Here is a 13,666-nt window from a genome sequence, read left to right as displayed (position 1 = left end):
TTAAATATGTTTTTGCTATTATGCGGTGACTTCTTGGTAAGCCCAAGTCAGCCAAGGTAATAGAGCTTGTAAATCGTGTTTTTCTACTGTGCTACCACACCAAATGCGTAAACCACTGGGCGCGTCTTTATAGGCGCCAATATCGTAAGCTGCGTGCTGCTCGGCCAGTAAATTAATAAATGTTTTGATTTGTGCATCGCTTAAATCAACGGATAAGCAGACGCTGGTATTGGAGCGAATGTTTGGATCTTCGGCTAAGAAATTAATCCAGCTATTCTCTGCTACAAAATTCTCTAAAACAGCTAAGTTATCTAAAGACTTTTGAATACTTGCTTGAACGCCTCCAATCTCTTTTACCCAGTTAAGGGAGTCTTGGTAATCAGCAACACAGAGCATGGAAGGGGTGTTAATGGTTGCGCCATTAAAAATACCTTCAATCAGTTTTCCGCCTGCCGTTAAACGAAATATTTTAGGCAAAGGCCAGCTTGGGATATAACTTTCTAAACGTTCAACGGCACGCGGACTTAAAATGATAATTCCGTGAGCCCCTTCACCGCCAAGCACCTTCTGCCAACTAAAAGTGGTTACATCTAATTTCCCCCAGGGTAATGGCATCGCAAATACAGCAGAAGTTGCATCACAAATGGTCAGGCCCTGGCGATCATTTTTAATAAAATCACCATTCTCAACTTTAACACCAGAAGTTGTGCCATTCCAAGTGAAAACAACATCATTGTCCGGATTAACTTTAGATAAATCAGGCAACTGCCCGTAATCTGCTTTGATCTCATTGACCTCGGTTAATTTCAGCTGCTTGACAATATCCCCATACCAGCCCTGCCCGAATGATTCCCAGTAGCATATATCTACGGGTCTGGGGCCCAGCATTGACCATAAAATCATCTCCATCGCGCCGGTATCGGAAGCGGGAACAATACCCACTCGGTAACCTGCCGGTAATTGTAAGATTTCAGCCGTATCGGAAATGACTTTTGCTAATGCTTTTTTACCAAGACTGGAGCGATGAGAACGGCCTAACGCAGAAAGATCCAGTTGATTAATATCATAACCCGGACGTTTTGCGCAGGGGCCGGATGAAAAATTAGGAACAGCAGGTTTGATACTTGGTTGCGGGGTACTCATATTAATCAATATCCTTGTTAAATGAAAACTGTGTTTGAACCGTAAAAATACACTAGAGAATAGCAACTGGCTATGAGTAGTTACACATAAAACAAAAAATTTATACAAGTCCGTTTGAGCTTGAACTGTTTGTTTTGTCGTCAGTCGAACATTTTGCCGGGATAAAATACTTTACTTTAAATTTAGCTTAGGTATTATTCGCTAGGTCTGCAGGGGTGTAGTTCCAACGGCAGAACGACGGATTCCAAATCCGTATGTTGGGAGTTCGAATCTCTCCACCCCTGCCAATTTCTTTACTTTTTAGCTTATCTAGTCAACGAGTTAGAATGAAATATGGTTTTGTGTCCTCATACTCGGTTGCGTTTTTTGACGTAATTTGGCGTAAAAGGAACAATACTATGTCTACAGTACAACCCCGCAAAAGCAAATTAGGCAATACCTATCGTGTAGAATTTATGCGTAAGGCTTCCCGCGTATCCAAATCATTTAAATTAAAAAACAAGCTCAAATATTCGCTGCATTAATTTTAGTGGATGATGATCTTGCTAATTTTTTAACCAATCATGTAGGTGATGTCTACAAATATAACCATCATATGGATCAACACAGCGATTATTTGGTGGGAAAAGATATTGCTAACTAAAATCTTTTAATGCTCCCTGGTACTTTCTATGCAATGTAGCGGGAACGGAAGTATTACCTTCACCTAAGTCTCTATTATCAACCGAACTAAGATGTGATATTTGCCGCTGCAATACTGTTTCTAATGTTAATGGTAATACCAAAAGCATTAAATTTATGATCAGTTGCTTCAAAGGAAAAATTTAAGCTTGCAAAGCCGTCGGTATGATTTTGAATAGTAAATCAGATTACTTTATAAATGCATTTGATATGGTGTTATCGGTAGGGTGCGTTTGTTGTCATGGTTGGTGCTAGTTGGCGCTCAAGTAAGACAGCCATTAAATTTAGGATCAATTTTAAATAGTAAATCAGATCACTTTATTAATGCGTTTGGTATAACAATGTATATCGACCCTTTTTAGCCTTCCCCCGAAAAACTAAAATTTATTTTAATGAAAAATCAATGTCCTTAATCCGTAAAGATAACGCTTCTTGAATCCGCAATCCGCAATCCACAACCGCTAGTTAATTAAAAAGGACAAAATATGGCTGGCTATCTCGCTTCGCTCGTATTTTAGCCAACCGTACTTTGCCTGTTATTAAGGCCCAGTCCCATTTTTTTCTCAGTGGTTACCTGCAAGTAGGTACCCAATCCTGAACGTTTTTAGTCAGCAGCAGTCGGTAGGTTTGTCAAACCATAACCAGTGAGTTGGTCATTATATGGACGTCACACTTTTCAGTTTCACCACCGTTGGTAAATTCAATACTCCACTTCAGCAGGTTATGGTGTGGCGTGTCATTTATTCAAATTAATCAAATACTTGCGTGTACCTTGGGTACTAACAAACACAGGCATTCGACGCTGAAACAGCGCACTGCTGCGGTGAGTCGTTAGGCAGTACAACCAACAGCACCTTAAAATTGTCGTGATATCTTACACTTTCTAAATACTCAGTTGCCTGCGTGGAAAAAAACTATATAAAATCAATTGGTTAATGGTTTGGCACCTTTGTTGCTTGTTGTTTGATGGAAAGAAAATTTTTAACCTTGGAGAATAAAATGAAAAAAATAATTTGTTTGTTGTTTGTTTGTTTTAGCACAACGTCTAATGCGATACCTATTGCAGCCGTGGAGTGGTCGGGAGATCCTCAAAATGTAAATACAAACGGAACTTTGATGATGGGGTATGAATTTAACGTAACTTCAGATACGAATGTTACTGCTCTTGGCGCATTTGACCATCTCGGAGATGGCTTTGTGACAGATCATAATGTTGGAATTTGGGATTTTACTGGGAACTTGCTTGCATCTACTATCGTGACTAGTTCTGATAGCTTAAATGGACATTTCCGTTATTCGTCAATTAATACTTTAGCTTTATTCGCTGGTAATACATATATCGTTGGTGCAGATTCATGGGGCGTTCAAGGTGATGCTTGGGCGTGGAGAGAGACTGGAGGGTTAAACCTTATTGAAGCTGCTGGCATTGAACATGTCCAAGATCGTTTTTTATTTAGCGCTGGTTTTGAGTTTCCTAGTCAGTCTGAGGGGACATTTCGAGACGGCTTTTATGGTGCAAACCTCATGGTAGATGCAGACATAAGTCAAGTGCCAGAGCCAGCATCACTTGCTTTACTTGGGCTTGGTTTGGCCGGGCTTAGTTTTTCAAGGAAAAAGAAAACTACTTAACAATCGGCTTGATATTACCTAAAGACCTTGATTTATATCTGGTTTTTATATGCCTAACTAGCTGTTTAAAAAGGATAAAATACGGCTAGATATTTCGCTCCGCTCTATTTTAGCCAACCAAATTTTGCCTGTTAACCAGGGCGTCTAGATTGGTATGTGCTACATGATATTGCTCAGTACTAATAATGAAACTGACATCACAAAGTTTTAATTCGGCAATACAAGGGGAGGCAGGAAATGTTAAGGAAAGCATTAAAATAATTTGCCACAGTCCTTTAACCTCTGTAACGATCATTGCGTTAAATAGCCGAGAAGCCAAGAACCCGTAAAATAAGCCGTTATGGAGAAAATAGGGGGACTTTACCCTATTTAAAAGGGAAGCGTCCTCTTATTCTCACAGGGTTGTTAGCAAATCACCGTACCTTTGCTCATTGGTGCTGTGTATAACCTTCTCTATATAGTCAAGAAAGACTTTGATTCGCTCTGGGGTGAGTCTTCCAGAAGGACGTACTGCCCAAATTCGGGTTTGTGGCCACACTTTGTAACCCGGCAACACTCTCCTAACACGACCCGCTCGTAAAGCAGGCCCTACGTGCCACAAGGAGCCTAAGCCAATACCAACGCCTGCTTGTACTAGGTCGTCAATCGCATCTCCCGAGTTGACCTTTATCGGCCCATTTACCGTTACATTATGAATAGCCCCATCGTTATCTTTAAATTGCCAATTATTCAGCTTGGCAAATGGAATACAGTTATGACTGGCCAGATCCGCCGGCGTTTGCGGTTCTCCAGCGCGAGTAAGGTACTCAGGGGAAGCGACAAGGATCATCGGGTTATCAGCAATACGTTTAGCCAATAAACTGGACGATTGTAATTCGCCCATTCGAAAAGCAATGTCGTAACCCTGCTCAACAATATCAACATTCTTATCCGTGAAGTCGATTTCAATCTCTAATTTGGGATGGAGCCGCAACAGTTCAGGAATAAAGAGCACAATGTATACTCGCGCGTAGGACGCGGAGACGGTTAGACGAATGCGGCCCTGAATATCACTCCCTTTCCCCTTAAAAATATTTCTGGTCTCTTCAACATCATCCAGAATACATTTTGCGTGCTCCAAAAAAAGCAAACCTTCATACGTGGGGGTGACCACTCGCGTAGAGCGGTGAAAAAGCTTTACACCTAATTCGGCCTCCAGCGCGAGGATCCGTTGGCTTGCATTGGTGCTCGACAAATCAAAGTCTAATCCTGCTTTACCTATCGCGCCCAATTCAGTGACCCGTACAAAAAGTGCCAATGATTTCAAATCTAGATCCACAGTCAACTCCCTTTTTTATCGGAATAAATCAATTATTTGCAGTTTAATCCCGAAAATCAGGATAATTAATCCTGTTTTTGCTAGATGATCAATCAAACGACAGGGGTTAATATTCGTTTCAAGTTAAGCATTAAACCTATTTTTTGGAGCAATAATCATGGCATTTACCCAAGTCATAAAATTTAACGTGAAACCTGAATTCAAAGATCAATTCAAACAAGCGCTGCTGATCAACAAGCACAGCAGCGTGCAAGAGCCGGGCAGTTTGGCCATGCGCATTTATCAGGACAACAGTACCCAAATACATTTTTTGCCTATGACAGATGGGCCTACAAGGCTGCGGCACAAAGCCACCTGCAGCAACCTTATACACAAAAGTTGATCAGCCTGATTGACACTGTGCTGAGCGAGCCGCCTCAGGTTTATAACGTAGAGGACACGGATTCAGCGCCAGTTGCGCTACTTGAAGCTGATCCACAAGATCCGCGCTTCAATATCGTGTTTATATTTAAAATTAAGCCGGGCACCCGCGAGCAATTACTGGCCCAGTTTAAAGAGCACATTACGCATACTCGAACCGAAGCCGGTTGCTTGCTATTTGATCTGTGTAAGGTAGAGGGAGATGAGGATACGTTAGTGGTGTACGAGCATTGGCGCAAAGAATCTGATGTTTGGAATATCCACTTCAACCAGCCCTATGCCGTGGAAACGGGTAAGTTGATGGAAGCCTGTATCGTTGGCGACATGCAGCAATACATGAACTTTGTCACCCAGATTGCATAACCATGAAACGCCAGAAAGGCAGTCGTAACGTTATCAGTACCTATTGAGCATTGAGGATAAACCTATGAATATTTTTAAAAAAATGAGCGCAACTTTGATGCTTGCCACGTTGACTATGTCTGTCAGCGCTCAAAGCCAGGTGAAAAATGAGGTATACGCGTCATTTGACCAAGCGATTTCGACCATTACCTATACGAAAGATAAACGTTTCATCTTTACCTTTCATCCTTTTTACAATCCAAAAGTGAAAGTTGCCGAACGACTTGAAAATGGAGAGATTCGTCCTTTCCCTAACGCTGACATGCAAGATGCTTATGACAGCGAAGGTAAGTTGAAAAACCCTGGGGAGTATTTTAACTGGACCCTGGCGGTACATGCTGACAATCAAGGGCAAGTTTGGATTTTAGATTCCGGGCAAGCTGAACCCCGGATCACGCCTAAACTGGTAGCCTGGGATACCAAAACCAACAAACTGGCTAAAGTCATTTATTTGCCAGACGGGGTTACCTTAGACGAGTCCCAGCACAATGATTTTATCGTTTCTAACCAACATCATTTGATTGTTATTGCTGACGAGGGTATTGCCAAGGGTCCTGTGGGAAAAAAAGCGGCATTGGTTGTTGTTAATACCCAGACGGGGAAAAGCCACCGGGTACTGCAAGGCACTGAGAGCATAAAGCCCCATATGGATCTACCAATGGTATACGCAAAGGGGACGCAGCAGGAAAGGCAAGCGGGGCTGTACATAGGCGTTGATGGCATTGCTTTAGATAAACAAGAAGAATGGATGTACTTCACGCCGGTCAGCCAGAGCAAAGTGTATAGAATTCGTGTAGCAGATTTGGCCAACTAAGCACTAGGCGATACGCAACTGGCTAAAAAAGTACAAGCCTATGCTGATAAACCGGTAAACGGCGTCCTGACCATAGATGCGCAAGGGAACCTGTATCTTTGTGCAATTGGTGATCGCAGCATTGGCATTATCCCAGCTGACAGCAGAGAGTATCGCACCTTGACGTCAAGTAGTGACATGATCTGGCCTGACGCCGTCAATTTTGGTCCAGATGGTTACCTCTACACAGCGGCAACACAGATATGGTTGTCTGCACCTTTAAACCAAGGAAAAGGCACCAACAAAGCGCCCTATCTAATTTATCGCTTTAAACCGAAAGGTGAGCCACTTATCGGAAGATAACGGCTGAATAACGAAGAAACTGCGGTGGCGCACTTTGTAAAAACTAGCGCTGTCGAAACGGCAAAAGCATTGGGTTTTTTGTTAGATTAACAAGGTTCAATATGTGCAATACCTGTATTTCGTTGATATCTCGAGGCCTCAAAACGATAATTGTTCATACTCTCGTTGGCTTTAATATTTCAGAGAAGTAAATATGGCTATCCACGATCGCAGTCTAAATAACCTACACTCAACTAGGTGTTAATTACTCTTTCTAAAAATGGTAATTACAGATCGCCAGACCAAGACAAACAAGCGTTAGTTTAGACAGTACGCCTTCTCCCGGTATATAGAAAGTTACCACTGTTGTTAACGTGTGGTGCGTAAAGTATTTCTGTGTGGCTTCGCTAACTCGACAGGTGAGAACGTTGAGCATTAGAGAAATGGGTGGCATGTTTATGTTTTGGGCTATATGCTTTTTGCGGTGCAGGTGATACTCGTAAGCTTCCGTTGTTAAAATTTGCAATATATACCGTAGCTACTCTTTGTATTATTAGCGGTATCCTGCCGCTTCAGTTATGACTACGTCATCCCGAAAAAGTAAATGATTTTGTTTTCTACACCGATACTGCCTGCTCAAGCATGAGTTATACCAAAAGAATTAATGAAGTGATCAAGGATTGCGAAGGAAAAATTAACACTAACAAAGCGTGAGTTGCAGGAGATAGTTATTCTCACTTCACAAAAATCGTCTGGAACGATTTTGAACAGCTTTAGCTGACCACAAAGTGGTGAAGAACAGGATGTTCTGAATAAAACTCAGAATGCAGTTAGAGATAATTTTAACTAGCAAGGATGATCACCTTTTTAGTTCTTTTGGTATTACTACACTCAAATAAAATGCAGTAAGTACAAGCTACTCCTATATCGCACAGATGTAATATGCTAATAAATTTGGCGTAAACCTGCCTAAATCGAAGGTAACCAAGTTTAATTGAAACAATGAGATAAGTGTTCTAGACGTAATCGTCTTTAATCTATAAATATATAATTTGGCTAAATCCCACGCAGTCCTGCCATTAGAAAACAGCCGTTCACTATAACCCTGCTTTTAGAGCCGAAAAGTGAATCTCCTTAGTATCTCCTTATTTCCTCCATAATATTCACAAACTTCTTTCATATAATGAATGTATAAAGATATTGTATTGATTGGCCTTTATTTAGGGGCCTAAATGAACGCAATACTAATCATGAAATTCGTGCACCAGAGGTTATTTTTTACTGCGCGAAATATAAGGAAAGTTAATGAATAGAATAAAAATGGTCATTCCAATGTTTTTTGGATTAATGACACTGCTGTGGTTGTCGGCTGAAAGCTTCGACACAATTAGCTGGTCTTATTTTCCTATCAGGAAAGTAGCCATACAGTACAGCGGGATTTTAGCCATATCGACAATGAGCATCATTATGCTGTTGGCATTAAGACTCAAACCGCTAGAAAAATTTTTAAATGGTTTAGATAAGTCTTACCGTCTGCATAAATGGTTGGGTATTGGCACTCTGGTACTGGTCATCATCCATTGGTTTTGGGCGAAAGGAACAAAATATATGGTTGGGCTGGGGCTGTTAGACAAGCCTGGTGGTAAAGGGGGAATGCATGTTGATTTAACTGGCGTTGAAGCGATTTTTAGAGGTCAGAAGCATTTAGCTGAATTCCTGGGTGAGTGGGGATTTTATCTGTTTCTGGTGCTTATCGTTATTGCGCTGACGAAGACGATTCGTTATTCAAAATTTTTAAATACGCACAAAATAATGTCTCTGGTTTATCTTGTCTTCGTCTTTCACACTATCATATTAACAAAATTCAGTTACTGGCAGCAGCCAGTCGGGTGGCTTGTTGGAATCTTAATTGCGGCCGGATCCTGGGCTGCTATTGTCAGTCTTTTGGGAAAAATAGGGCGTAAAAATAAAGTACAGGGGAGCATTGAACAGTTCCATTTTTTTGAAGAAAATCAAGTGCTTGATATCACCATAAATACTCAGAAAAAATGGCAGGGACATAACCCGGGGCAGTTTGCGTTTATCAAATTTGCAGGAGAAGAGCCGCATCCTTTTACCATTGCTTCTGCTCAGAGTGAGAATGGCGGACTTCGTTTTCAAATTAAAGCCATTGGTGATTTTACTAAAAGGCTTAAAAATAGCATTAATATCAATGATCCTGTCACGGTGGAAGGCCCCTACGGTTATTTCAATTTCAAATCAGAAACGCAGCGTCAAATCTGGGTGGCGGGGGGAATAGGTATCGCAGCATTTACCGCACAAATGGAGGCATTGGCACAAACACCTGAGCCGATGGAGGTGGATCTTTTTTACTGCACACAGTGTCCGGATGTTGATTTTATTCGCTATATTAATCAATTAGCTGATCAGGCTAATATTAATTTACATTTGGTGAATACCAATACGGATGGTTTTTTAACGGCCAAACAGATTTCTGAAAATGTAAGTTTTTGGAAAAAAGCAGATATTTGGTTTTGTGGTCCCAATAATTTTGCAAAAAAATTACAGTCTGATTTTGCCCAATTAGGGCTTAGTGCGAGCAAATTTCATCATGAGTTATTTGAAATGCGCTGATTGTTAAGGACTGTAACCTTTAAAATACAAATTTTATTTAATATAAAAGTGTTCTGAGTAAAGCATGGGAAGATTGTTCTTTTCGAAGAGAAAAAGTCATTACTCAGCATTGATATAGTCTGAGATTAAAATAACTTAACAAATTTATTACCAGCTGGGGTTGCTCAGCTGGTTTTTTTTGGCTGCTACTATTTATTAAAATTTACTCGGCGTCATATTTTTGTTAGTAATTTGTTAATAATTATATTAATCAGAAACACTATATGCTCTAATTAAGGCTCGAACGAGCATTTTAGTGAGCTATCGAGCACTTATAGTAAGGATTCCGAAATGAGCCTCAATAGAACAGACAATATTACGCAACTGGCTGAAGATGAGCTAGATGTACTTATTTTAGGCGGTGGTATCAATGGTGCTGTTGCTGCTGCATCTTTGGCTGCTAAAGGCGCTAAAGTTGGCCTTATTGATAAGGGGGATTTTGCAGGAGCAACGAGCTCTAATTCATCGAATCTTGCATGGGGTGGTATCAAATACCTGGAGAGCCATGAATATTTATTAGTTAATAAGCTTTGTAAAAGCCGTAACAACCTGATGAAACATTACCCGTCATCGGTTACTGAGGTTCGTTTCTTAACAACGATTCAAAAAGGTTTTCGTTTTCCTGTGTGGTTTGTGTTTATGGGGACTTTGGCTTACTGGTTATTCGGCCGATTATTTACGATGGCACCTAAGTATCTTACTCGAAATGCTATCAAGAAATTAGAGCCGAGTATTAAGACCGAGGGCGCACAAGCTGGTTTCGAATATTCAGATGCATTCTTAAAAGATAATGACTCACGCTTTGTTTTTAATTTTATAACGGCTGCTGCAAAAAAATCAGCGGCTGTTGCTAACTATGTAGAATCGATAAATGCCGTTCGTGAAAACGGACTATGGGTAATACAAGCGAAAGATACTAGCAATAATAAAATATTCACTATTAAAGCGAAAACACTGATCAATGCCTGTGGTCCTTTGGTTGACCAAGTTAACAAAGGTACTGGGCAGAAAACATCACATCATCATTTGTTTTCTAAGGGGGTTCATTTAACCGTTGATCGTATTTCCAAAGAACACCGTGTATTGGCATTTTTTGCCAGCGATGGGCGTTTATTCTTTGTATTACCAATGGGCACTAAAACCTGTATCGGCACAACAGATAATCAAGTTGAGAGTCATCAAACATCGGTAACCGACGAAGATCGTCAATTCATTCTCGATAATGCCAATGCCTTATTAGAATTAGATAAGCCGCTAACCAAAGCTGACATTATTGCAGAACGCTGTGGTGTGCGCCCATTAGCGATTGAAGCGGAAGAAGGTGTTGCTGACTGGGTTGCCTTGTCACGTAAGCATGCAATAGATGTTAATAAAGCCGATAAACACATTAGTATTTTCGGTGGCAAGCTGACGGATTGTATTAACGTAGGCGAGGAAATTGCGGAGATAGTTAAAAGTTTATCTATTCCACTGCCAAAATCAGAATCAATTTGGTACGGCGAACCAGCTGACTCAGTTAAAACAAAATTTATGAGTGCGATTGCAGAGTTCAATATTGATAAATTGACTCCAAAAGGCGCTATTGAGCCTTTATCCAGTCGTTTCTGGCGTCGTTATGGTGAAGATGCTTTTATTCTATTGGAAGCGATTAAGCAAAACCCTGAAAAGGCAAATCTAGCACTTGAACATACGGAGTTTACCTGGGCAGAAATCGATTGGGTCGCCGACCATGAGATGATTGTTAACCTCGATGATTTATTACGTAGACGTTCAAAAGCAACCCTGGTTATTCGTAAAGAATATTTAGATAATGCAAAAGGGCTGGAGGCCGTCGGCGAACGTTTATTTGGTGAAAACGCGCAACAGAAAGTCGCTGAGTTTCGCAGTACAAGCAACTTCAATCGAGTATAAACTTAGGTAGCCTGCGTACTAATGTTAAATAGTAACCTCGCCTGATAACTAGGCAAGGTTACTATTTAACTATCAATTTATTAGAGAAGTAGTTTTAAGACTACATCCCTAATGTTCGTTTACCCTTCATTACGAACATAATGAATAAATGCACGTTATTTCATAACTAACTAAAGAACAGCCAGTTAACTTCTATTAGAATGACCTATTAGAAAGTTTATTGGCTGCTCTTCTTACCTTTCACACAGTTAAAAATAAACTTTTATTTAATCGAAATAAGCGGGAAATCTTCGGGAAGATCTGTTTGGTTAGTGTAGATTTGATCAAATTTCGATAACGAAGCTATTTTTACCGAAGCTGAACTTGTCCATTTACTGGCATCGGCCACTAACCATGTTTGCCGTGAGTTTTTTAAAATGCTTTGCGATAACTCTGCTTCAGCGGTCTCATGTTCCATCGCCGTATGACTGCTGGTGATAGCTGCACAGCCTAATATTCCGATATCAGCTTCAAAACTATTAAAAAACGTTAATACGCTATTACCAACAACATCTTGTTGCTGAGCTCTAAACAATCCCCCTGCAATATAAACTTCAATTTCAGGATTCGATTCTAAAATCTTCACCACTTGTAGATTATTGGTGATAACGCGATTTTTGGTTTTTAAATAATAGGCAATCCTGGTGACGGTGGTACCAATACCCATCATAATTGTTGCCCCATCAGGAATCGAATTGGCGACTTTTTTGGCTATTTTATCTTTTACATCAAACTGCAGATCACTGCGTAATTGATAACTGCTATTGGTTAATTGCACAGGCAAGCCAACACCACCATGAACGCGACGTGCATAACCTGCTTTACAAAGTTGATTAACATCTCTACGAATAGTTTGCGTGGTAACTTGAAAATAATCAGCCATAATATCTATCTGAATATCTTCATTTTGCCTTAAACGCTTTAGAATATTTTGTTGTCGAGCATTGAGATTTATCATGCTTGAGCAAATACATCCGGTTTATCAGTAATAATCATATCGACGCCCCAAGCTCTAAATTTACTGGCTTGCTGCAAATCATTAAGTGTCCAAATGACTAACTTAAGTCCAGCTTGTATTATTTCTTTTGCCATTTTTTGATTCAATATTTTGTAATCAAGATGCACGCTATATAGATTAACTGACTTTAATTTTTCTAACATCGGCAGTGGATTATGTTTTGTAATATAACCTAAGCGAATGTCTGGCATTACTTGGTGGCAATGTTCTAGGGCTGATTCTGAAAAACTGGATATGATCAATTTTTCATTCGGGAAATTGATTTTTGCTAATACTTTTGCGACCTTTTCTACTAGAGGCTGGACTTGATGAGCATGATGAATTTTAATTTCAAGATTCATATTCAAATCATTTTCCATAAAAAACGCTAAGGTTTGCTCAAGCGTGAGAATTCTTTCTCCAGAAAATTCCTTTGAAAACCAACTACCCGCATCTAAAGCTTGTAATTGTTCGAGGCTTAAATCAGCGACTCGGCTGTTACCATTGGTACAGCGATCTACGGTTTCATCATGAAATATGATGGGCGTATTATCTGCACTCAACTGTGTATCGAGTTCTATCCATTTAACCCCAGACTGAAGCGCTTTTTTGAAACCTGCTAATGTATTTTCTGGCGCGAGTGAGGCAGCGCCACGATGACCTGCGATCATAAATTCACCTGTAATGTTCATTTGAACGTTGATGATGTTAGTGGAAATGTTAACAATAATGTATTCATAAAAAATATGAAAGACCTAATATTATTATGCGCCATCATCAAACCTTAACAATTAAGTGTTATTTATATGTTCTGGTCTACATTTTTATAACCTACATATTGCACGATATATTTTTTTAGATGATTCTGTAAATGTTCATATGAAAAATTTTGTTCACGCAACCCTCTAAAACTCAAACAATAATTTATTTTTTATTTTAATAAACGAATGAACTATTAAATTTAACTTACAAATAAAGGTGTTATTTATGATAAAGGTATTAGGGACCGTATTAACAGCCGTTGCATTGCTTGTTGGTTGTGGCGAAAAACCTGTTGAAGAAACGCAAACTGCTAAAGAAGTAGTTACGCCAATTGATATCAACATGAGTTTAGTTTTTACTCAAAACGAGCTGTTAACTCAAGAATTAATTAAAGTGACTGACAAAATTCGTGAACGTACGGACGGTGGAGTCAATATCAAAGTATTTCCTGGTGGCCAACTACCCGTATATAAAGATAACCTTGAGCAAGTTGTGAATGGTGCCGATTGGATTGCTGTTGAAGATTTAAGTTACCTTGGTGATTATGTTCCTGATT

General features: G+C 39.9%; 11 protein-coding genes, 1 tRNA gene and 1 pseudogene. 9 read left to right on the top strand and 4 right to left on the bottom strand.

What is annotated here, in order from left to right:
• Window positions 1-18: 18 nt before the first annotated feature.
• Complete coding sequence (locus ACJAZP_RS12515; RefSeq protein WP_415231080.1) at window positions 19-1,143, bottom strand: phosphoserine transaminase; 1,125 nt, start codon at window positions 1,141-1,143, stop codon at window positions 19-21.
• Window positions 1,144-1,354: 211 nt separating this feature from the next.
• Here ACJAZP_RS12515 and ACJAZP_RS12510 point away from each other — a divergent pair.
• From ACJAZP_RS12510 to ACJAZP_RS12500, 3 genes are all read left to right on the top strand, one after another.
• A tRNA-Trp gene (locus tag ACJAZP_RS12510) sits at window positions 1,355-1,430 on the top strand.
• A gap of 111 nt (window positions 1,431-1,541) precedes the next feature.
• A complete protein-coding gene (locus tag ACJAZP_RS12505; RefSeq protein ID WP_415231079.1) occupies window positions 1,542-1,667 on the top strand; it encodes a hypothetical protein in 126 nt (41 codons plus the stop codon).
• Window positions 1,668-2,823: 1,156 nt separating this feature from the next.
• Window positions 2,824-3,453 (top strand): PEP-CTERM sorting domain-containing protein, encoded by a 630-nt coding sequence (locus ACJAZP_RS12500; protein WP_415231078.1) that lies wholly within the window; start codon window positions 2,824-2,826, stop codon window positions 3,451-3,453.
• 394 nt (window positions 3,454-3,847) lie between these two features.
• Here the strand turns inward: ACJAZP_RS12500 and ACJAZP_RS12495 are convergent, their stop codons facing one another.
• Window positions 3,848-4,771 carry a LysR family transcriptional regulator gene (locus ACJAZP_RS12495; protein WP_415231077.1) on the bottom strand — a complete coding sequence of 308 codons (924 nt, stop codon included), beginning with the start codon at window positions 4,769-4,771 and terminating at the stop codon, window positions 3,848-3,850.
• Window positions 4,772-4,928: 157 nt separating this feature from the next.
• Here ACJAZP_RS12495 and ACJAZP_RS12490 point away from each other — a divergent pair, with 157 nt between their 5' ends.
• The 5 genes from ACJAZP_RS12490 (at window position 4,929) to ACJAZP_RS12470 (ending at window position 11,312) form a co-directional block, all read left to right on the top strand.
• Complete coding sequence (locus ACJAZP_RS12490) at window positions 4,929-5,153, top strand: putative quinol monooxygenase (protein WP_415231076.1); 225 nt, start codon at window positions 4,929-4,931, stop codon at window positions 5,151-5,153.
• Complete coding sequence (locus tag ACJAZP_RS12485) at window positions 5,150-5,554, top strand: putative quinol monooxygenase (protein ID WP_415231075.1); 405 nt, start codon at window positions 5,150-5,152, stop codon at window positions 5,552-5,554. The genes ACJAZP_RS12490 and ACJAZP_RS12485 overlap by 4 nt, the downstream gene beginning before the upstream one ends.
• A gap of 64 nt (window positions 5,555-5,618) precedes the next feature.
• Complete coding sequence (locus tag ACJAZP_RS12480) at window positions 5,619-6,407, top strand: L-dopachrome tautomerase-related protein (protein WP_415231074.1); 789 nt, start codon at window positions 5,619-5,621, stop codon at window positions 6,405-6,407.
• Between the two features lie 1,626 nt (window positions 6,408-8,033).
• Window positions 8,034-9,362 carry a ferric reductase-like transmembrane domain-containing protein gene (locus ACJAZP_RS12475; protein WP_415231073.1) on the top strand — a complete coding sequence of 443 codons (1,329 nt, stop codon included), beginning with the start codon at window positions 8,034-8,036 and terminating at the stop codon, window positions 9,360-9,362.
• Between the two features lie 330 nt (window positions 9,363-9,692).
• Window positions 9,693-11,312 (top strand): glycerol-3-phosphate dehydrogenase/oxidase, encoded by a 1,620-nt coding sequence (locus ACJAZP_RS12470; protein WP_415231072.1) that lies wholly within the window; start codon window positions 9,693-9,695, stop codon window positions 11,310-11,312.
• Between the two features lie 262 nt (window positions 11,313-11,574).
• Here ACJAZP_RS12470 and ACJAZP_RS12465 read toward each other — a convergent pair whose 3' ends face one another.
• Window positions 11,575-12,309 (bottom strand): DeoR/GlpR family DNA-binding transcription regulator, encoded by a 735-nt coding sequence (locus ACJAZP_RS12465; protein WP_415231071.1) that lies wholly within the window; start codon window positions 12,307-12,309, stop codon window positions 11,575-11,577.
• Window positions 12,306-13,019 carry a glycerophosphoryl diester phosphodiesterase gene (locus ACJAZP_RS12460; protein WP_415231070.1) on the bottom strand — a complete coding sequence of 238 codons (714 nt, stop codon included), beginning with the start codon at window positions 13,017-13,019 and terminating at the stop codon, window positions 12,306-12,308. Before ACJAZP_RS12460 ends, ACJAZP_RS12465 begins: the two co-directional genes overlap by 4 nt.
• Before the next feature lie 316 nt (window positions 13,020-13,335).
• Here ACJAZP_RS12460 and ACJAZP_RS12455 point away from each other — a divergent pair.
• Window positions 13,336-13,666 (top strand): annotated as a pseudogene (locus ACJAZP_RS12455) (C4-dicarboxylate ABC transporter substrate-binding protein); the annotation flags it as partial.

This window comes from Psychromonas sp. (genome assembly GCF_047632955.1).
Lineage (GTDB): Bacteria > Pseudomonadota > Gammaproteobacteria > Enterobacterales > Psychromonadaceae > Psychromonas.
Note: the sequence above shows the minus strand (reverse complement) of the source record. Positions and strands in the feature narration are given on the sequence as shown.